Source organism: Pseudonocardia sp. Ae717_Ps2, from assembly GCF_001932475.1.
GTDB lineage: Bacteria > Actinomycetota > Actinomycetes > Mycobacteriales > Pseudonocardiaceae > Pseudonocardia.
In genome coordinates this window covers 5912575-5931082 of record NZ_MCIS01000001.1, presented here as the reverse complement: position 1 = coordinate 5931082, position 18508 = coordinate 5912575, and the positions used below count along the sequence as shown (strand labels likewise).

At 74.1% G+C, this 18508-nt stretch carries 18 protein-coding genes; 3 read left to right on the top strand and 15 right to left on the bottom strand.

Annotated elements, in window-relative coordinates; genetic code table 11:
- Nucleotides 1–7: 7 nt before the first annotated feature.
- From Ae717Ps2_RS27410 to Ae717Ps2_RS27400, 3 genes are all read right to left on the bottom strand, one after another.
- On the bottom strand, nucleotides 8–886 hold the full coding sequence (locus tag Ae717Ps2_RS27410; RefSeq protein ID WP_075334047.1) for a DNA-formamidopyrimidine glycosylase family protein: 879 nt from the start codon (nucleotides 884–886) through the stop codon (nucleotides 8–10).
- Nucleotides 887–894: 8 nt separating this feature from the next.
- Nucleotides 895–1335 carry a hypothetical protein gene (locus Ae717Ps2_RS27405; RefSeq protein WP_020627063.1) on the bottom strand — a complete coding sequence of 147 codons (441 nt, stop codon included), beginning with the start codon at nucleotides 1333–1335 and terminating at the stop codon, nucleotides 895–897.
- Between the two features lie 97 nt (nucleotides 1336–1432).
- Entirely contained in the window at nucleotides 1433–1993 is a 561-nt protein-coding gene (locus Ae717Ps2_RS27400; protein WP_075309207.1) for a cupin domain-containing protein, read from the bottom strand.
- Between the two features lie 311 nt (nucleotides 1994–2304).
- On the opposite strand from Ae717Ps2_RS27400, the gene Ae717Ps2_RS27395 reads away from it, so the two are divergent.
- Nucleotides 2305–2790 (top strand): MarR family winged helix-turn-helix transcriptional regulator, encoded by a 486-nt coding sequence (locus tag Ae717Ps2_RS27395; RefSeq protein ID WP_020627065.1) that lies wholly within the window; start codon nucleotides 2305–2307, stop codon nucleotides 2788–2790.
- A gap of 2 nt (nucleotides 2791–2792) precedes the next feature.
- Nucleotides 2793–5585: a DHA2 family efflux MFS transporter permease subunit gene (locus tag Ae717Ps2_RS27390; protein WP_075334045.1), complete on the top strand. Its 2793-nt coding sequence runs from the start codon at nucleotides 2793–2795 to the stop codon at nucleotides 5583–5585.
- Between the two features lie 70 nt (nucleotides 5586–5655).
- Here Ae717Ps2_RS27390 and Ae717Ps2_RS27385 read toward each other — a convergent pair whose 3' ends face one another.
- The 11 genes from Ae717Ps2_RS27385 to Ae717Ps2_RS27335 all read right to left on the bottom strand — a co-directional run bounded on the left by Ae717Ps2_RS27385 (nucleotide 5656) and on the right by Ae717Ps2_RS27335 (nucleotide 16190).
- Nucleotides 5656–7044 (bottom strand): MFS transporter, encoded by a 1389-nt coding sequence (locus Ae717Ps2_RS27385; RefSeq protein WP_083695435.1) that lies wholly within the window; start codon nucleotides 7042–7044, stop codon nucleotides 5656–5658.
- The gene (locus tag Ae717Ps2_RS27380) at nucleotides 7041–7526 is read right to left on the bottom strand and encodes a hypothetical protein (protein WP_020627068.1); all 486 of its coding nucleotides are present in this window, start codon (nucleotides 7524–7526) and stop codon (nucleotides 7041–7043) included. Before Ae717Ps2_RS27380 ends, Ae717Ps2_RS27385 begins: the two co-directional genes overlap by 4 nt.
- Entirely contained in the window at nucleotides 7519–9162 is a 1644-nt protein-coding gene (locus tag Ae717Ps2_RS27375; RefSeq protein ID WP_075334044.1) for a thiamine pyrophosphate-binding protein, read from the bottom strand. Before Ae717Ps2_RS27375 ends, Ae717Ps2_RS27380 begins: the two co-directional genes overlap by 8 nt.
- A 47-nt stretch (nucleotides 9163–9209) precedes the next feature.
- Nucleotides 9210–9992, bottom strand: coding sequence for an SDR family oxidoreductase (locus Ae717Ps2_RS27370; RefSeq protein ID WP_075309215.1), 783 nt, complete (start codon nucleotides 9990–9992; stop codon nucleotides 9210–9212).
- 26 nt (nucleotides 9993–10018) lie between these two features.
- Complete coding sequence (locus tag Ae717Ps2_RS27365) at nucleotides 10019–10783, bottom strand: SDR family oxidoreductase (RefSeq protein ID WP_233147692.1); 765 nt, start codon at nucleotides 10781–10783, stop codon at nucleotides 10019–10021.
- Nucleotides 10780–11583: an alpha/beta fold hydrolase gene (locus tag Ae717Ps2_RS27360; protein WP_075334043.1), complete on the bottom strand. Its 804-nt coding sequence runs from the start codon at nucleotides 11581–11583 to the stop codon at nucleotides 10780–10782. The genes Ae717Ps2_RS27365 and Ae717Ps2_RS27360 overlap by 4 nt, the downstream gene beginning before the upstream one ends.
- Nucleotides 11580–12332 carry an aspartate dehydrogenase domain-containing protein gene (locus Ae717Ps2_RS27355; protein WP_233147691.1) on the bottom strand — a complete coding sequence of 251 codons (753 nt, stop codon included), beginning with the start codon at nucleotides 12330–12332 and terminating at the stop codon, nucleotides 11580–11582. The genes Ae717Ps2_RS27360 and Ae717Ps2_RS27355 overlap by 4 nt, the downstream gene beginning before the upstream one ends.
- Nucleotides 12329–13297 carry a VOC family protein gene (locus Ae717Ps2_RS27350; RefSeq protein ID WP_075309219.1) on the bottom strand — a complete coding sequence of 323 codons (969 nt, stop codon included), beginning with the start codon at nucleotides 13295–13297 and terminating at the stop codon, nucleotides 12329–12331. The genes Ae717Ps2_RS27355 and Ae717Ps2_RS27350 overlap by 4 nt, the downstream gene beginning before the upstream one ends.
- A complete protein-coding gene (locus Ae717Ps2_RS27345; RefSeq protein ID WP_020622108.1) occupies nucleotides 13294–14604 on the bottom strand; it encodes a recombinase-like helix-turn-helix domain-containing protein in 1311 nt (436 codons plus the stop codon). The genes Ae717Ps2_RS27350 and Ae717Ps2_RS27345 overlap by 4 nt, the downstream gene beginning before the upstream one ends.
- 94 nt (nucleotides 14605–14698) lie before the next feature.
- The gene (locus Ae717Ps2_RS27340) at nucleotides 14699–15646 is read right to left on the bottom strand and encodes a PDR/VanB family oxidoreductase (RefSeq protein ID WP_020622107.1); all 948 of its coding nucleotides are present in this window, start codon (nucleotides 15644–15646) and stop codon (nucleotides 14699–14701) included.
- 28 nt (nucleotides 15647–15674) lie between these two features.
- Complete coding sequence (locus tag Ae717Ps2_RS27335; protein ID WP_075309221.1) at nucleotides 15675–16190, bottom strand: cupin domain-containing protein; 516 nt, start codon at nucleotides 16188–16190, stop codon at nucleotides 15675–15677.
- Nucleotides 16191–16356: 166 nt separating this feature from the next.
- Between Ae717Ps2_RS27335 and Ae717Ps2_RS27330 the strand changes: the two genes are divergently transcribed.
- On the top strand, nucleotides 16357–17883 hold the full coding sequence (locus Ae717Ps2_RS27330; RefSeq protein WP_075309223.1) for an aldehyde dehydrogenase family protein: 1527 nt from the start codon (nucleotides 16357–16359) through the stop codon (nucleotides 17881–17883).
- A 27-nt stretch (nucleotides 17884–17910) separates the two neighbouring features.
- On the opposite strand, the gene Ae717Ps2_RS27325 is transcribed toward Ae717Ps2_RS27330, so the two are convergent.
- The gene (locus tag Ae717Ps2_RS27325) at nucleotides 17911–18444 is read right to left on the bottom strand and encodes a MarR family winged helix-turn-helix transcriptional regulator (protein WP_020622104.1); all 534 of its coding nucleotides are present in this window, start codon (nucleotides 18442–18444) and stop codon (nucleotides 17911–17913) included.
- Nucleotides 18445–18508: the final 64 nt, after the last annotated feature.

Here is an 18508-nt window from a genome sequence, read left to right as displayed (position 1 = left end):
CCCGCCACTAGCGCACCAACCGGGACAGGCGGCGGTCGGCGAGCGGTTTCCCCCCGGTCTGGCAGGTCGGACAGTACTGGAATGATCTCTCCGCGAACGACACCTCGCGCACGGTGTCGCCGCAGACCGGGCAGGGCAGCCCGGTGCGGGCGTGCACGCGCAGCCCGGAGCGCTTCTCCCCCTTGAGCTCGGCGGCGCCCTGGCCGACCGAGCGGGACACCGCGTCGGACAGCACGGCGTGCAGCGACTCGAACAGGGAGTCCCGAGCGGCGGCGTCGAGCCGGGACGCGGTGGCGTAGGGCGACAGGCGCGCGCTGTGCAGGATCTCGTCGGAGTAGGCGTTGCCGATGCCGGCGAGCGTCGACTGGTCGGTCAGCAGGGTCTTGAGCCTGCGGTTGTCGCCGTCGAGCAGCTCGTCGAGGCCCGGCCGGCTCAGCTCCAGTGCGTCCGGGCCCAGCTTCGCGATGCCAGGGACCTGCGCCGGGTCGCCCACCAGGTACACGGCGAGCCGCTTCTGGGTGCCCTGCTCGGTGAGGTCGAAGCCCGGCCCGCCGACCTGGTCGAGGTGCACCCGCAGCTGCAACGGGCCGCGACCCGGCCTGGGCGGAGTGACGCCCGCGGTGGTGTGCCAGCGCAGCCAGCCGGCCCGGGACAGGTGCGTGACCAGGTGCAACGGGCCGGCGTCGGGCCGGTCGGCGAAGTCGAGCGACAGGAACTTCCCGAACCGCGACGCCCCGGTCACCACCCGGCCCACCAGCGCCGACACCGGCGGGTCGAACGTCTTCAGCGCGCTCATCGAGGCCAGGTCCACCCTGGCCACCGGGCGGTACACGGCGTGCTCACGCAGGTGGTGGGCCAGGGCCTCCACCTCGGGCAGTTCGGGCACCGCGACTCCTAGTTGATCGGCTGCAGCGGGCTGTCCGCGTGGCCGGGCGTCGAGCGGTTCTTCAGGCTGCGCACGACCACCTTGGTCTCCTCGCGCGCGGTGGCGAGCCCGCGCACCATGCCCGTCCACTTCTCCGGGGGCAGGTCGTAGCCGCCCTGGGTCTTCGCGGTGATCGTGAACGGCCTGCGCAGCAGCCAGCGGAACGGGAAGAAGCCCAGTCCGACGATGACGACGAGCCAGTAGAACCAGGGGAAGACCACCCCGTCGGGCACCCAGACGATGAGGACCAGCCAGAAGAACGCCAGCGTGCCGAGGATCAGCACGACCGCGCCGTTGCCCGCGTCGACGTCGTGCTCGAACTCGTCACCGACCGCCGGCGTGGTCCACTCGATCCGCCGGCTCACCTGCCATTCACGGTAGTCCGCCGCGATGACCGTCTTCGTCGTCAAGGTGTCCGCTCCCCTGCCCCCGTACCACCGACGATGTTCCCACAGGGCACCGACAGATCCGAGCCCTCACGCGCCCGCCACTCCGAGATGGTGGGAGTCAGCAGGCGGGCCGGACGGGCTCGCGTTCGGGGGCGCCGGGGGCGAGCAGGCCCGAGCGCAGGAGCTGGACGGTGACGCCACCGTCGTTGCGGACCACCGACGGCTCGCCGTCCCCCAGGAAGAACGCCTCGCCGGTCCCGAAGGTCTGGGGCTCGCACCGGCCCGCCCGCACGACCGTGACCGTCCCGCCGCGGACCGCCGTCAGCATCGTCCCGGGGTGGCGGATCCAGCCGGTGGACTCGCCGGGGAGCAGGCTCTCCTCGCGGACGAGCATGTCCGCGGGGCCCGGGGTCGAGATCTCCACGGGCCGTTCGATCCGCCCCTGGGGATCGGTCGCACCGGTGATCGGACGCGCCGGCCACTCGCCGTTCCCCGGTACGGCCACCGCGGTGGTCGGTGGCGGTCCCGGGTCGACGGGGACGATCTCCACCCTCGTCCCGTCGTCGGAGTGGGCGGCGTCGGACCCGTGGCCGAGCTGCCCCGGCTGGGCGCACCCCGCGAGCAGGGCGGCGGCCGCGACCAGCAGGGCCGGTCCGGCGAGGTGACGGGCGAGCGGCACGGGCGGTGTCCCTCCGGGCGCGATGCGTGAGTGCACCGCACGGTAGTGGCACGTCACCACGTCAGCGGCAGCCGGGTCGTCCCGTCGATGACGTTCGAGGTGGGACAGCGCACCTCTACAGAGGAGTGCGCCACCCCTTCGCGTGAACCGCTCGGATCCGCTGTGGAGTGATCGCGATCCGCTCCGTGGTCAGGTGGCGGACCAGGTGGCGCAGCTCACGGCCAATTACTTTGCATTGCGCAACGCATCGGCGCATGCTTGCGCGAGTCAACTAGTTGCGTGGTACACGCACTACCGAGAGGGGGTCCGCGATGAGCACCGCACAGGCTGCCGCCGCCGAACCCGCCGATGCCGACCTGGAACTCGCCGACTCGATCGTCCGGGAGCTGTTCCTGCTGGTCCGCCAGGTGAAGCGGTCCGCCGAGCGGCACCGGCCGGAGATGATCGTCGACATGGCCGGCTACCACGTGCTGACCCACCTGCACTTCGTCGGCCCGCAACGAGCCGGCGAGGTCGCCGCCACCTTCCACTCCGATCCCTCCACGATCAGCCGCCAGGTGTCGTCGTTGGTCAAGTCCGGGCTCGTCGAGCGCCGTGCCGACCCCGGCGACGGTCGCGCCTCGCTGCTCGCCGCGACCCCGGAGGGCATCCGGGTGATCGAGACCGAGCGACGTCGTCGCGCCGAGGTCATCGCCACCGTCCTGGCCGCGTGGAGCCCCGACGACCGCCAGGCCCTCACCGTCCTGCTCGGCCGTTTCCTCGACGACTACCAGACCTTCGAAGCACAGGAGTCCTGAGAATGTCCACCGCTGCCGCCAGTGCGCAGCGCCCCGCCACCACCACCGGCGACGGCGACGGCGACGGCGAGCTGACGCACCGGCAGATCCTGACCGTCCTGGGTGGACTGATGCTGGGCATGTTCCTGGCCGCCCTGGACCAGACGGTCGTCTCGACCGCGATCCGCACCATCGCCGACGACCTGTCGGGTCTCAACCTGCAGGCGTGGGCGACGACGGCCTTCCTCATCACCAGCACGATCACCACCCCGCTCTACGGCAAGCTCTCCGACATCTTCGGCCGCAAGCCGCTGTTCATGACCGCGATCTCGATCTTCCTGATCGGCTCGATCGCCTGCACCTTCGCCTGGTCGATGTACTCCCTGGCCGCGTTCCGCGCGCTGCAGGGTCTCGGCGCGGGCGGTCTGATGTCGCTGGCGCTGACCATCCTGGGCGACATCGTCCCGCCGCGTGAGCGGGCCCGCTACCAGGGCTTCTTCCTCGCCGTGTTCGGCACCTCGAGCGTGATCGGCCCGGTCATCGGCGGCCTGCTGTCCGGTGTGGACTCGATCGCGGGGCTCGACGGGTGGCGCTGGATCTTCCTGGTCAACGTGCCCATCGGACTCGTCGCGCTGGTCGTCGTGCAGCGGGTGCTGAACATCCCGCACGTCCCGCGGCCGGCCCGGATCGACTGGCCCGGCGCCCTGGCGCTGACCCTGTGCCTGGTGCCGGTGCTGATCGTCGCCGAGCAGGGGCGCGAGTGGGGCTGGGACTCCACCTCGTCGATCGTCTGCTACGTCATCGGTGTCGTCGGCCTGCTGCTGTTCCTGCTGGCCGAACGGGCCTACGGCGACGCCGCGCTGATCCCGCTGCGCCTGTTCCGCACCGGCATCTTCTCGCTGTCCGCGGTGCTGAACCTGCTCATCGGCATGGCGATGTTCGGCGGCATCGCACTGCTGCCGCAGTTCCTGCAGATCGTGCACGGCGCGACGCCGATCGAGGCCGGGTTCATGATGCTGCCGCTGGTCGGCGGGATCATGGTCGCGTCGATCCTCTCCGGTCAGCTCACCTCGCGCACCGGCCGCTACAAGATCTTCCCGGTGATCGGCACCGCGTTCATCACGATCGCGATGGTGCTGCTGTGGCAGACCGTCACGCCGTCGATCCCGATCTGGCAGCTCGACCTGACCATGGCACTGCTGGGCCTCGGCCTCGGTCTGTGCATGCAGACCCTGGTGCTGGCCGTGCAGAACGCGATGCCCGCCCGCGACATGGGCGTCACGACCTCGTCGGTGACGTTCTTCCGGCAGATGGGCGGCACGCTCGGCACCGCGATCTTCCTGTCGGTGGTGTTCTCCACCGCCGGCGACAAGATCGCCGACGCCCTCCGGTCCGCGCTCGGCACGAGCTCGTTCCGGGCCGCGCTGACCGACCCCGCCGTCGCGGCCGACCCGGCCAACGCGCAGGTCGTCGGGGCGCTCCAGTCCGGCCAGGCCGGCGGCCTGTCCAGCTCGGTGCTCGCCGACTCCTCGTTCCTGCAGCGGATCGACCCGCGGCTGGCGGCGCCGTTCCAGGAGGGCTTCACCAGCGCGATGACGCTGGCGTTCCTCATCGCGGCCTGCGTGATCGCGGTGGCCTTCGTGCTGGTGCTGTTCATCAGGGAGCTGCCGCTGCGCACCATGTCCGGTGCCCAGGCCGCCCTGGCCGAGGCCGCCGGTGAGGGTGGTGCCGCCGCGTCGGTCCCGACCGAGGCACTCGCGACGGTCGCGCCGGCACCCGCTCCCGCCACCCGGGGCGACGGCGGCGGGCGCGGAGCGGACGTCGCGCCGCCCACCACGCCGATGCCCGTCGTCGCCCGGCAGGAGCCGCCGCACCCGGCACCCCAGGCCCGGCCGAGGCCGCACAACGGCACCGTCGGTGACGCCGCCGCGGCCGCGGGCCTGGACCACCTGCACTCCACCGGTGGCGACGGCCCGGCCGTCACCGGACGGGTCCAGGGCAGCACCGGCGCGCCGGTCCCCGGGGCGGTCGTCACCGTCACCCGGCTGTCCGGCGACCAGGTCGGTCGCACCACCACCGACGGCGATGGCCACTACCGCGTCGTCGTCGACGAGCCCGGGCGCTTCCTGGTCGTGGCGGCCTCCGCGGCGCTGCCGCCGCACGCCGCCACGGTCTCGGTCGGCACCGAACCGGTCCGCCACGACGTGCGGCTGTCGGTCAGCAGCGGCATCCGCGGCACCGTGCTCGACGCCGCGGGCACCCCGCTGCCCGGGGTCACCGTCTCGCTGATCGACCACGGCGGCGACGTCGCCGCGGCCGGCCGGTCCGGTGAGGGCGGACGCTGGGCGCTCGACGGCGTCCCGGCCGGGCGCTACACGCTCACCGCGGCCGGCGAGGGCGTCGACCCGGTGGCGGTCGGCGTCGAGGTGCCGAGCTCCGGCACGGCGGTCCAGGACCTGCGGCTGCCGCAGCGCTCCCGGCTCACCGGCCGGGTCACCGCGGCGCCCGACGGGCACCCGGTGGCGCACGCGCTGGCCACGCTGATCGACGCCGAGGGCGCCGTCGTGGGGTCGCGGCTGTCCGGCCCGGACGGGACCTTCGCCTTCGAGGGCCTGCCCGCGGGCAGCTACACCCTCGCGACCAGCGGCTACGCCCCGGTCGCGACGGTGGTCGCGCTGGAGCCGGACCGGGTGACCCACTCCGACGTCCGGTTCCCGCTGCCGCTGGACACCGGGCGTGGTGACGAGGACGCCCTGGCGAACGGACGGCACGGCAGGCAGATCGGGATGGCCGGGCGCTCCGAGCCGCGTCACTGACCCGACCGCCGGCGTTCCACGTGGAACGACGTCCCGGTCCTCCCTGTGGAGGGCCGGGACGTCGCGTGGGTCAGGGGGAGACCTCCTCCAGCTGCCGGTTGCGGGTCTCCGGACCGAACAGCGCCAGCACCGCTCCGACCGCGGCCACCCCACCCAGCACCGCGAACGCGGTGGTGAGGCTTCCGCCGACGACCGCGGCCGCCACGACGATCGGACCGAGGATCACCCCGATCCGGTTGAACGCGGCCCCGATGCTGGTCCCCAGTGCCCGCGACCGGGTCGGGAACAGCTCCGGCGAGTACAGGTAGAGGGTGATGTTGGCGGCGAAGCTGAACAGCGCGGCGACGGTGGTGAGCAGGGCCACCTGACCGACGTCGGTGGCGCCGAGCACCGCGAGCAGCACGAGCGCGGCCGAGGCGAGCAGCATCCCCGTGAACAGCACCGCGCGACGGCCGATCCGGTCGACGCCCAGCGCGGCGAGCACGCATCCGCAGAACCCGGCCGCGGTGGCCAGCAGCGACAGTTGCAGGGCCGTGCCGAGCGGGACGCCGTAGGTACCGGTGTAGATCGTCGGCAGCCAGGACGTCAGCCCGTAGTTGACGAAGAACGCGGTGAACCAGAGCCCGCAGACCAGCACGAGCCGGCCGCGGTAGCGGCCCAGGACCAGCTCCCGGAGCCGCTCGGAGGTGCCGGCCGGTGCCTCGCTCACCGTGACCGCCGCCGCGGCCGGCGCGGGCAGCGGCGACCGGGTGGAGCGCTCGACCGCCTGCTCGATCCGGACCAGCTCGACGTCGGCCTCGGCGTAGCGGCCGCGGGCGGCGAGCCAGCGCGGCGACTCCGGGACGTTCCGGCGGATCAGGATCAGCATCACCACCGGGATCGCGCCGACCAGGTAGACCGAGCGCCAGCCCAGCGAGGGGACCATCCAGGTCGCCAGCAGCGCCGCGAACAGCGTCCCGGCCGGGAAGACCAGCTCGTAGAGGAGCACGAACCGGCCACGGCCGTGGGCGCGGGCGAGTTCGCCGATGTAGGCCGCCGCGACCGGGACCTCACCGCCGATGCCGAGACCCTGCACGAAGCGCAGCAGCACGAACACGCCGAACGACGGGCTCAGGAAGAGCCCGATGCTGGCCACCACGGTCAGCAGCAGCGCGATCCGGATCGTGCGGACCCGGCCGAGTGTGTCGGCCGACCAGCCCGACACCAGTGCGCCGACGAGCATGCCGACCGATCCGGCGGTCACCGCCAGGGTCATCTGCCCGGTGCCGAGCGCCCATTCCTGGCGGATCGACGGCAGAGTGTAGGCCACCAGCAGCTGGTCGAACGCCTCGAAGAAGGTCACCACCCCGATGATCAGGCGGACCTTGACGTGCCAGCGGGAGTGCGGGATCCGCTCCAACCGGGCCATCAGCGTCGTCGCTGTGGGCTCGGCTCCGATCGAGTGCCTTGCAGAGGTCATCGGAGTGTCCTTGTCTGATCCGCGTGGTGGGGACGGTCGAGCGGGAGGGGGTCGGGCAGGCCGAGCCGGTGGGCCGCGCGGGCCGCACCCGGGCGTCCACCGCCGGTGGCGGCGAGCCGGAGCGCGGACCGGTCGAAACCGAGCCGGCCGGTGAGGTGGTCGACGGCGCCGTCGACGTCGGCGTCGACGTCCGTCGGGTCGAGCCGGGCGAACGCCGCCTCGGCGAGGTCGTACTGCGGGTAGTCCGGGCCGCCGTCACGGAAGTACAGGTACGGCACGACGACCAGGCGCCCGCCGGCGGCGAGCGTGCGGATGTCGGCCTCCAGCCCGGCGTCGATGCCGGGTTCGCCGTGCACGACCACGACCGCCTCGGGTGCGGTGTCCTCACCGGTCACGAACAACGGTGCGGAGGTGGTGTGCACGACGCGCCCGCGGTTGGCCGGACCGTGTGCGTGGTGGTGCCCGGGGCCGTGGTCACTCATCGTCGCCCCCGGGCACGTGCACCGGCGGCACGAACGGCACCGTCATCGGCCCGATCGCGGTGAGATCCACCTCGACGACCGACGGCTCGTGGGTGGCCAGCGCCTTCGCGAGCGCCTCGTCGAACGCCGCGACGTCGGTGACCAGCCGGTGCTCCAGCCCGACCGAGCGGGCCACGGTGGCGAAGTCGGGCGTGTAGAGGTCCACTCCCGCCCGCGGCGACCCCGTCGCGTCCTGCATGGACCGCAGCACGCCGTAGCCGCCGTCGTTGAACACGAGCAGCACCAGCCAGGGTCGTGTCTGGGCGAGCGTGGCGATCTCGCCCAGGTGCACCGAGAGTCCGCCGTCCCCGGCCATGACCAGGGTCGGGACGTCCGGTCGGGCCAGTGCCGCCCCGATCCCCATCGCCAGACCCTGCCCGATGCCACCGCCGAGTGGGAAGACGTTCGTGGCCGGGTCGACAACGGACAGCAGCCGGTTGCCCCACGTGCTGGAGGGGACGGTGACGTCGCGGGCGATGACCGACCGGTCCGGCAGCCGCTCCCGGACGGCGTCGCAGAGCACGTCGTACGGCGCGACCGCGGCACGGTGGGCGGCGCGCACCGCGTCGCGGGTGGCCCGGGCGCGGTCGGACCACCCCGGTTCGGCGGTGTGCGCGCCGAGACGCTCCAGCAGGCCCTCGAGCACCTGGGCCGCGTCGCCGACGACCCCGGCAGTCGCCGGGTAACTGCGTCCGATCGCCCGCGGGTCGACATCGATCTGCACCGCGGTGGCGGGCAGCGGCAGGGTGAACTGGGCGGTCTCGTTGGACCGGTAGTGCGAGCCGATGCCGATGAGCAGGTCGGCCCCGGTCACCAGGTCGCGGGCGGCCGGCGCGGTCCCGTAGTTGCCGACGACGAGCTCGTGGGTCTCGGGGACGGTGCCGCGACCGGCGTTGCTGGTCAGCAGCGGTGCGCCGAGTCGTTCGACGAGCGCCTGCAGCTGCGGTCCGGCGTCGCGGGCACCGCCACCGGCCCAGATCAGCGGCCGTCGGGAGCGGCGCACCAACTCGACGGCGTGGTCGAGCGAGACCGGGTCCGCGGGCGCCGGGCGGGCCGGACGGACCACGACGGGCCGGGTGTCGCGCTGGGTGGCGTACTGCAGGTCGATCGGCCACTCCACACTGGACGGTCCCTGCGGTGGGCTGAGCGTGCGCGCGACGGCGTCGCGCAGCACCGGGCCGGCGGAGTCGGCGGTGCGGATGGTGGCGGCGTGCGCGGAAACCGCGGCCAGCATGCCCGCCTGGTCGGGGGTCTCGTGGATGACACCACGCCCCTGGCCCAGGTACCCGCTGTCGATCTGGCCGGTGATGTGCAGGACCCGGCTGCCTGCGGCGAGGGCCTCGATCAGCGAGCCGGCGGCGTTCCCGGCCCCGGTCCCGGTGCTGGTGATGGCGACGCCGAGGCCGCCGCCGGCGCGGGCGTGGCCGTCGGCGGCGTTCACCGCGGCGGCCTCGTGCCGGACGGGCACGAACATCCCGGCGGCGTCGAGGGCCTCGACGAGGGGCAGGTTGTGCACGCTGATGACGCCGAAGGCGCAGGACACGCCGTGGTCGCGCAGCAGGGCGACGAGCAGGTCGCCGCCGTTCGGGCGGGCCATGGTTCCTCCAGGAGGCGGTGGTGGGAGACGCGGTGGTGAGCGACCGGTCAGACGTAACGTGCGACGCCGCCGCCGACGTCGAGCGTCGCGCCGGTGACGTAGGAGCTGCGGGGGGACAGCAGGGAGACGATCGGGAAGGCGACCTCCTCGGCGGTGCCCAGCCGGCCGAGCGGGATGCCGCGGTCCGCGGCCAGCTCGCCGGCCCAGGTGTCGAAGTCCAGGTCCGATCCGGAGCCGTCGTACCGGCGGCGCCACTGGCCGGTGTCGATCAGCCCCAGACAGACCGAGTTGACCCGGATCCGGTCGGGTGCCAGCTCGGTCGCCAGCGTGGTCGCGAGGTTGAGCAGGGCAGCCCGGGCGGCCGAGGTCGCCGCCAGCCGTGGTTCGGGCTGGCGGGCCAGGATCGCGTTGACCGCGACGACCGAGCCGGCGTCGCTGCGCCGCAGCCACGGCAGCGCCGCACGGACGGGATGGAGCAGGCCGGCGAGCTTGAGCCGGACCTCCTCGTCCCACTGGGTGCCGGTGACGTCGAGGACGCGGGCCATCAGCGAGCGGCCGGCGTTCGCGACGACGGCGTCGACGCCTCCCAGGTCGGCGGCCGCGGCGGCGACGAAGTCGTGCACCGCGCCGGCGTCGAGGACGTCCGCGGGGGCCGCGTACACCCGGCCCGGTCCGGGCAGCGCCGCGAGCGCGGCGTGCAGCCGGTCGGCGTCGCGGGCGCAGGCCGCGACGTGCGCGCCCTCGGCCCGCAGCAGTGCGGCGACGGCCAACCCGACGCCGGAGCTCGCCCCGGTGACGATCACCGTGCGGCCCTTCAGCCCGAGGTCCATGATCACTCCTTCGGCGTCGTCGCGGTTCAGCGACAGATGAACCCGCCGTCGACGAGCAGGGTCTGCCCGGTGACGTAGGCGGCGGAGTCGGAGAGCAGGAACCGCACGGCGCCGGTGACGTCGTCGGGCTGCTGGGTGCGGGTGAGCGCCCGGTTGATCCGGAACAGCTCGTGGCGTTCGGCCGGGACGGCCCGGGTCGCCTCGGTCTCGGTGATCCCGGGTGCGACGGCGTTGACGGTGATCCCGTCCGGGCCGGCGTCGCGGGCCATCGCCCTGGTCATCCCGACGACGGCGTTCTTCGACGCCACGTAGTGCAGCAGCCGTGGCGGGCCGTAGAACGCGACGTCGGAGGCGATGTGCACGATCCGGCCGCCGCCGGCCGCCCGCATCGCCGGATACAGCGCGCGGGACACCAGGTAGGGGCCGCGCACGTTGACCCGCAGCACCCGGTCGAAGTCCTCAGCGGGCAGGTCCGCGAAGTGCCTGCCGCCGACGCCGTCGGCGAGTGCGGCGTTGTTGACCAGGCCCCACGCCCCGCCGAGCCCGTCGACGGCGGCGGCGAGCCCGGCCACCGAGGTCTCGTCGGCGACGTCGGTGTCGTGGCGCAGCACCCGGGCCCCGGCTGCGGTGAGCTGCGCGGTCGCCTCGGCGGCCAGCCGGGCGTCCCGCTCGGCCAGGACCAGGTGCGCCCCGGCGTCCGCGAGCTCACCGGCGATGGCCAGGCCGAGCCCGCGCCCGCCGCCGGTGACGACGACGACCCGGCCGCTCAGGTCCCCGAACGGGGCGTTCACCGGGCCACCGCCGTGGCCGGTCGCACCCCGGCGAGGAACCCGCCGAGGATCCGGTCGAACGCGGCCGGTCGTTCCTGGTTCGCGGCGTGTCCCGCCCCGGCGACGACGGCGAACCCGGCGCCGGTGATGCCCTCGGCCAGGGCCCGGCTCTCCGCGACACCGGTCACGACGTCGTGCTCGCCGACGACGACGAGTGCCGGCAGGTCGATCCGGGACAGCTGCGCCGAGTGGTCGGTGGCGGCCATCGCGGCCGCGGCCAGCGTGTAGCCGGCGGTGCGCACCCCGGACATGATCCCGGTGACCCGAGCGAGGACCTGCGGATCGGCGTCCGGTCCGACCAGGCGCGGGGCACGCAGCGCGGCGAACGCGCGGGCCCCGAGCGTCGCGAGCTCCTCGACCCGGCGCGTCATCCCCGACCGGCCGGCGGCCGTGCGGCCGGAGCCGCGGGTCGAGTCGGCGAGGGTGAGCGAGCGGAGCAGCTCCGGGCGGCGCAGCGCCATCCGGGTGGCGATCACCCCGCCCCAGGACACCCCGACGACGTGCGCCGGGCCCCCGGCCCGCTCCAGCACGGCGAGGGCGCTGTCGGCCAGCAGGTCCATCGGGTCCGTCCCGGGCAGGACCACCGGGTCGGGCGAGTCGCCGTAGCCCGGGGCGTCCCAGGCGAGCAGCCGGTACCGGTCCGCGAGCGGGCCGGCCAGCTGCGGGTCGAACGACGCCGCCGCTCCCCCGATCCCGTGCAGGAGCAGCACCGGGTCCCCGGAGCCCGCGGAGCGGACGGCGGTCGGCAGCGGTCCGGTCATCGGAGCACCGCCGGGGAACCGGCGAGGTCGGCGACGGCACGCAGCACCGCGTAGGGGGTGATCGCGCTGGTGGTGGGGGTGCGCTCGGAGGGCCGGTTGGCGATCTCGATCCGGTAGTCCCCGGACGGGCCGGACGCGGTGATCTCGTGCCGGGTGCGGGTCGCGGCGGGGTCGGCGACGACCGACGCGGTGACCCGGTCCCAGGAGCCGACGGCCAGCGCGACCGCGGCGACGACGTTGGTCGAGCGCGGGAACCGGGCCGCCACCTCGCGGGCGGTCCCGCGGAACAGCTCGACCGGGCCGTCCGGGGTCGGCCGGTCGGGCAGCAGTGCGGAGCTGGACTTCGTCGTCGTGACGACGACGCGCTCCGGGCCGCCCTCCATCAGCGCGGCGGCGCGCAGCAGGTCCAGCCCGCCGATCGCGCCGCTGCACAGGTGGACCCGGCCGGGGCCTGCGGACAGGACCGCCAGCAGCCCGTCGTCGGTGAGGGCGCCCACCGACACGACCAGCAGGTCGGTGCCGGATCCGATGACCCGGGGACCGGTCGCGGCGAGGGCACCGTGTCCGGCGCACTCCACGACGAGGTCCGCGGCGTCGAGCCCGTCGGCGTCGAGCACCGGCAGTCCGGGCGGGTCGGTCGGGTCCTGGTGCACGACCCCGAGCAGGTCGGCGCCGGCGACGGCGCCCGCGGCGAGCTCACGGGCCACGACCTCGCCGATCGCACCGCAGCCGAGCACGGCGACCTTCACGACCGCACCCCCGCGGACGCGTTGCGGGCGATCCAGCCCGGGTCGGGGGTTCCCGCCATCCTGGTGCGGACGTCGACCGACGGGGGACCCGCGGTGCCCCACAGGTCCGACAGCTCCGGGGTGCGCCGCCAGACCCGGCAGAGCCAGGCGTCCTCCACGACCTGGTCGACCTCCGAGGTGTACTCGCACACCAGCCCGGCCGGGTCGGCGAAGTAGGAGAACGTGTTGTTGCCCGGTCCGTGCCGGCCGGGGCCCCACAGCGGCAGCAGCTCGTGGTGGCGCAACCGGCCGACCCCGCGCATGAAGTGGTCGATCGACCCCATCTCGTAGGCGACGTGGTTGATCGAGGTCCACGCGGCCTGGTTGAACGCGATGACGTGATGGTCGGCGGTCGGCCCGACACCGCACCGCAGGAACGCCATCTGGTGCTCCGACCAGTCGGAGATCCGCATGCCGAGCACGCCGGTGTAGAAGGAACAGGCCGCGTCGATGTCGACCGTGTTGAGCACCACGTGGGCGAGCTTGCGCGGCCGGGCCGCGCGGCCCTCGGGATCACCGGGAACGACGGCGTGGGTGTCGCAGGACAGTTCCACCAGCCGCCCCTCGGGGTCGACCAGCCGCAGACCGTAGCCGCCGCCCGCCTGGTCGAGGGGTCCCGGCCCGGCGACGACGGGGATCCCGCGCCGTTCCAGCTCCCGGGCCGCGGCGTCGACCTCGGCCGAGGTCCCGACCGCGAACGCGATCTTGTCCAGGCCGGCGGAGTCGCCGTCGACGAGCTGCAGGATGTGGTGCTCCGGTCCGGTGCCGCGCAGCCACACCGCGCCGGTGTCGGTGTCGGTGGTCTCCAGACCCCACACCTGGGCGTAGAAGTCCGCGGACTCGCGCAGGGCGGGTGTGCGCAGCGTCGCCGAGCGCAGCGACCGCAGCTGCACGACCGCTCCCGGGGCGGCGGTGGCGCCGGTCATCGGGTGGCTCCCGCGGTCGCGGCCGGACGGGACGCCGCGGCGGCACCGCGCTCGCGCAGCACCCGCTCGGCACGGTTGCGCAGCAGGCGCCGCACCCGGACCAGGGCGATGTCGTGCTGGTAGAGGCCCTCGCGCTCGGTGGCGTCGGCGGGCATGTCCTCCAGCATGATCCGGTCCTGCTCGAGCACCGCCCAGTGCCGCTCCTCCAGCACGGTGCGGTAGAGGAAGCGCCAGGAGTCCCGCTCCCAGCCCTGCACCCGCCGGCAACGCCAGAAGAACCCGGCGTGCCGGTCGGCGTCGATCGGGGTGACCATCCCGATGATCGCGAACGGGCCGCCGGGACCCGCCGACGGCGGGTAGGGGATGTCGAGCCGCACGGCCTGGTAGCCGTCCTCGATCCACTCCGACCAGTCGAAGTTCACCGACTTCTGGTCGGTCTTGGCGAAGACGAACCCGGTCGGGGTGTCCCGGACCTGGAACACCGCCTCCCGCCGCCCGCCGAACATCGAGTGCGACTCCCGGTGCAGGAAGGCGCCGTGCATCGGGTCCATCAGGTTGTCCAGCGAGAGCCCGTAGGGCGCGTCCCACTCGACGTAGCAGCAGAAGCTCGACCACTCCGCGGAGTCGATCTGCTCGGGCAGCCGCAGCGGGGTGGGCGGGGTGTCGTCGTCGGTGATCCAGGCGAACACCGCGCCGGCCCGCTCCTGCGCCGGGAACGTCGCGACCGCGCGCCGGCCCTCCAGGGCGCAGCCGGGGCTGCCCGGCACCGAGACCACGGTGCCGCCGGTGTCGATCTGCACGCCGTGGTAGTTGCAGGCGATCCGATCGCCGAGGTGCACCCCGCGCGAGAGCGGCGCGTTGCGGTGCGGGCACCGGTCCTGCTGGACGTGCACCTCGCCCCCGGCGTCGCGCCAGAGCAGCAGGTCGACCCCGGCCCGGTGCAGGCGGACCAGCTCTCCGGCCGGGACCGCCGACGACGGGCACAGTGCGTACCACTGGTCGGGCAGGCCGCGAGCCACGAGCTCGGCGGCCGAGGAGACCGGGGCGCGGCCGGCCCCGCTGGGGTCGAGGGCAGGCGGCGTGGCCGGGCCGTCGTCGGCGCCGAGGCGGGCCAGTTCGGCGACGACCGACACCGCGGTCCAGTCCCCGCCGCCCGGGGGCCGGGTGCCGCCGGTGTTCAGGCCCGCGGCGACGGCGCCGGGCTCGGTCGCACCGGCGGTGTAGACCCGTTCCAGCTCTGCGGCGAACGCGGTCTCGTAGCTCGTCGGCGGGCGGTGGCGGGACTGGTGGATCTGCAGGTACGACACGGTCGCCTCCGGTGGTGGTGGTGGTGGTGGTGAGGGGTGCGTGTGGACGGGCCGGGTGCGTTCGGCTCCGGGTCCGCGGGTGCTCGCGGGGCGCTCAGAGGTCGAGGACGAGCCGGGCGCTGCGCGCGCGGGAGACGCAGACGAGCATCGAGCCCCCGACTGCGCGTTCGTCGTCGGAGAGAACGAGGTCGCGGTGCTCCGGCTCGCCGGCGAGGACCTTGACCTCGCAGGTGCCGCAGATGCCCTCCTCGCAGGAGGACGGGACCGTGATCCCGGCGCCCGTGAGCGCGGCGAGCACCGATGTGCCCGGCTCGACGCGCAGGCGGACGTCACTGGTCTCGCAGTGCACGTCGAACCCGGCGTCGGCCACGGTGTCGCGTGGGTCGGGCGGCGGGGCCCGGAACCGTTCGACGTGGGCTCGGCCAGGTGCGGCGGCCAGGACGGCGTCGAGCATCGGGCCCGGGCCGCAGCAGTGCACCACCGCGGTGGGCCGCGCCGCCAGTGCGGTGACGAGGTCGGCCGGGCCGCCGTGCTCGTCGTCGAGGTGGACCCGGACCCTGGTGCCGTCCGGGTCGAGCGCGGTGAGCTCGTCGAGGTAGGCGAGCGCGGCGGCGGTGCGGCCGCAGTAGAGCAGGGACCAGTCCGCGCCCCGGGCCTGCAACGCCCGGGCCATCGACAGGATCGGGGTGATCCCGATACCGCCTGCGACCAGCAGGTGCTCGGACCCGTCGACGAGCGGGAACTCCTGGTGCGGACCGCTGACGGTGAGCAGGTCGCCGGGCCGCAGCGAGCCGTGGACCCAGGCGCTGCCCCCGCGGCTGTCCGGTGCCCGGTGCACGGCGACCGTCCAGCTCCGCCGGTCGGTGGGCGACCCGCACAGCGAATACTGGCGGGTGAGCCCGGCCGGGAGGTCGAGCGCGAGGTGGGAGCCGGGCTCCCACGACGGCAGCTCCGCTCCGGACGGATCGACGAGCCGCACCTCGACGACGTCGTCGGCGAGCCGGGTCAGCTGTTCGGCACGCAGCGTCCTGGTCTCGGGCATGGCGGTCTCCTCGCGGCGGGCGGAGCGGTCAGCGACGGACGCCGTGCATCGGCGAGGTCGGGGGGTAGGTCGGCAGCTGCGGCTTCGGCGAGCCGATGACGACGCAGAACAGCGCGTCCTCGGAGCCGATGTTGCGCAGGCTGCGGGGGACCGCGGCCGGGACCCGGATCAGGTCGCGGTAGCCGAGGACACGGCTGGCGGTGCGGGTGCCGTCCTCGACGTCGTGCACGGTGACCTCGAGCTCGCCCTCCAGGACGTAGAAGACCTCCTCGACGTCGTGGTGGGTGTGCTCCGGCCCGATCGCCCCGGCGGGCAGCCGCATGTTGGAGAAGGTGAAGTGCTCGGCGGGCAGGATCCGCGAGTCGGTCTCGTGGTTGCCGGTGGCGCCGGAGCCGATGTAGCGGATCTGGGCCCGGCGGAACTCGTCACCGCCGGCGGCGGCCTGAAAGCCCAGGGTGTCCCAGTCCTCGTGCCGGGACGCGGCGCCGGCGATGCAGCTGTCGAGCAGCTGCTCGAGGTCGGTGGTGGTGGAGGGGGCGGTCATGACGGCCTCACTTTCTTTAGCCCTAAAAGGTGTGCCGGGGAAATTGTTAGCGCGGCGTGGGTCGCACCACAAGGGGAAGACTGCAAGTTTCTTGCTCGTAACGTGCGTCGAGCCAGGTCAGAAGCTCTCTATTGTTCAGGGCTTAACAATCAGGCATGCTCCGACGATGACCTCGACATCGCTCCGGACCCCACCACCGAGCATCGCGGTGCCCCCCGACGAGCTCCTCGCGGCCGGTCGGTGGCGCGTCGGCTCGGGCCCGGTGCGCGAGTGCGTCGATCCGGCCACCGGCCGGGCCGTCGCCCTGCTGCACACCGCAACCCGGTCCGATGTGGACGACGCGGTGCGGGCCGCGCGGACCGCCGCCGACGACCCGTCCTGGCGGGACCTGCTCCCCCATCTGCGGGCCCGGCTGCTGCACCGCATCGCCGACGGGATCGAGGCCGAGGCCGAGGCGCTCGCCCGGCTGCAGACCCTCGACACCGGCAAGACCCTCGCCGAGACCCGTGCGCTGGTCGCGAGCGCCGTCGGGACCTGGCGCTACGTCGCCGCGACCTGCGAGACCGCCGACGGCGAGCTGCCCACCCCCCGTGGCGAGCACGTCACCATGACGCTGCACGAACCCGTCGGCGTCGTCGCGGCGATCACGCCGTGGAACTCACCGGTCGCCAGCGACGCCCAGAAGCTGGCGCCCGCCCTGGCCGCGGGCAACGCCGTCCTGCTCAAGCCCGCACTGTGGGCACCCCTGGTGTCGCTCGCCGTGGGCCGGATCGTGCACCGCGTCCTGCTCGAGCAGCGCCTGCCCACCGCGCTGGTGTCGGTGCTGCCCGGCAGCGGCACCGAGGCCGGGAACGCCCTCGTCCAGCACCCGGACGTGCGCATGGTCTCGTTCACCGGAGGCACCGACACCGGCCGTCGGATCGCCGCGACCGCCGGGCACCGGCTGGTCCCGGTGTCGCTGGAGCTGGGGGGCAAGTCCCCCACCATCGTCTGCCCGGACGCCGACCTCGACCACGCCGTCGCCGGCGTGCTGTACGGCATCTTCTCCTCGAGCGGACAGAGCTGCGTCGCCGGTTCCCGGGTGTTCGTCCCGCGCGACCGCCACCGGGAGATCGTCGACCGGCTCGCCGCCGCCACCCGGGCCCTGCGGGTCGGCCCCGGCACCGACCCGCGCAGCCACCTCGGCCCGCTCGTGCACCACGACCACCGCGACCGGGTGGCCGCGATGGTCGACCGCGCCGTCGCCGGAGGGGCCCGGGTGGTCACCGGCGGCCGGGTGCCCGACGACCCCGGGCTCGCCGACGGCGCCTACTACCTGCCGACCATCCTCGACCGGGTCGACCCGGACTCCGAGATCTGCCGCGACGAGGTGTTCGGCCCGGTCGCGGTCGTCCTGCCCTACGACGACGAGGACGACCTCGTCCGCCGGGCCGAGGACACCGTGTACGGCCTGGCCTGCGGCATCTGGACGGCCGACGCCCGCCGGGCGTGGCGGATCGCCCGACGGGTCCGCGCCGGAACCGTGTGGATCAACACCTACAAGCAGTTCAGCATCGCGACGCCGTTCGCCGGAATCAAGGACAGCGGCCTCGGGGTGGAGAAGGGCCGGCTGGGGTGGCGCAGCTACACCACCACCAAGAGCGTCTACTGGAGCACCGCCGAGGACCCGATCGGCTGGGCCGCCCCGCGCTGACCGAGGTCACCCGGTCCGCGTCGCGGCTCATTCCGAGGCGCGGACCGCGGCCTCGTCGAGCGACTGCTCCAGCCTGCGCAGCAACCGGGCGAGCCTGCGCTGCTCGGCCTCGTCGAGCCCGGCCAGCATCTCCCGCTCGTTGGCGAAGTGCGCCCTGGTGACCTGGTCCACCAGGTCCAGGCCGCTCGGGGTGAGCTGCGCGTGCACGACCCGGCCGTCGACGGCGTCGCGTTCACGCCGCACCAGCCCCGACGCCTCGAGTCGGTCGACCCGCTGGGTCAACCCGCCCGCGGTCACCAGGGTGACCCCGCCCAGGTCACGCATGGTCTGACGGTACGGCTCGCCGGACCGGCGCAGGGCGGCCAGCACGTCGAACGCGGCCATCGAGATCCCGTACCGCTCGAAGACCGGCGTGAGCTGGGACTGGTAGCGCAGGAAGCAGCGGTGCAGCCGCCCGAACACCGCCATCGCCGACGGGTCCAGCTCCGGATCGTGCCGCGCCCACTGATCGAGGATCAGGTCGACGGCGTCCGGTCGGGCAGTGCCCCTGCGCGACGCCATCGGCTCTCCTCTCCGCCCCGGGCGGCCAGCCTAGTGCGGTGCCCGGCACTCCTCGTGCGGTACC

What these genes read in the sequence shown, in the direction of transcription:
- Ae717Ps2_RS27395 (WP_020627065.1), top strand. Translation starts at nt 2,305, where the DNA reads ATGAGCACCGCACAGGCTGCCGCCGCCGAACCCGCCGATGCCGACCTG.
- Ae717Ps2_RS27390 (WP_075334045.1), top strand. Translation starts at nt 2,793, where the DNA reads ATGTCCACCGCTGCCGCCAGTGCGCAGCGCCCCGCCACCACCACCGGC.
- Ae717Ps2_RS27385 (WP_083695435.1), bottom strand. Translation starts at nt 7,044, where the DNA reads ATGACCTCTGCAAGGCACTCGATCGGAGCCGAGCCCACAGCGACGACG.
- Ae717Ps2_RS27380 (WP_020627068.1), bottom strand. Translation starts at nt 7,526, where the DNA reads ATGAGTGACCACGGCCCCGGGCACCACCACGCACACGGTCCGGCCAAC.
- Ae717Ps2_RS27375 (WP_075334044.1), bottom strand. Translation starts at nt 9,162, where the DNA reads ATGGCCCGCCCGAACGGCGGCGACCTGCTCGTCGCCCTGCTGCGCGAC.
- Ae717Ps2_RS27370 (WP_075309215.1), bottom strand. Translation starts at nt 9,992, where the DNA reads ATGGACCTCGGGCTGAAGGGCCGCACGGTGATCGTCACCGGGGCGAGC.
- Ae717Ps2_RS27360 (WP_075334043.1), bottom strand. Translation starts at nt 11,583, where the DNA reads ATGACCGGACCGCTGCCGACCGCCGTCCGCTCCGCGGGCTCCGGGGAC.
- Ae717Ps2_RS27350 (WP_075309219.1), bottom strand. Translation starts at nt 13,297, where the DNA reads ATGACCGGCGCCACCGCCGCCCCGGGAGCGGTCGTGCAGCTGCGGTCG.
- Ae717Ps2_RS27340 (WP_020622107.1), bottom strand. Translation starts at nt 15,646, where the DNA reads ATGCCCGAGACCAGGACGCTGCGTGCCGAACAGCTGACCCGGCTCGCC.
- Ae717Ps2_RS27335 (WP_075309221.1), bottom strand. Translation starts at nt 16,190, where the DNA reads ATGACCGCCCCCTCCACCACCACCGACCTCGAGCAGCTGCTCGACAGC.
- Ae717Ps2_RS27330 (WP_075309223.1), top strand. Translation starts at nt 16,357, where the DNA reads ATGACCTCGACATCGCTCCGGACCCCACCACCGAGCATCGCGGTGCCC.
- Ae717Ps2_RS27325 (WP_020622104.1), bottom strand. Translation starts at nt 18,444, where the DNA reads ATGGCGTCGCGCAGGGGCACTGCCCGACCGGACGCCGTCGACCTGATC.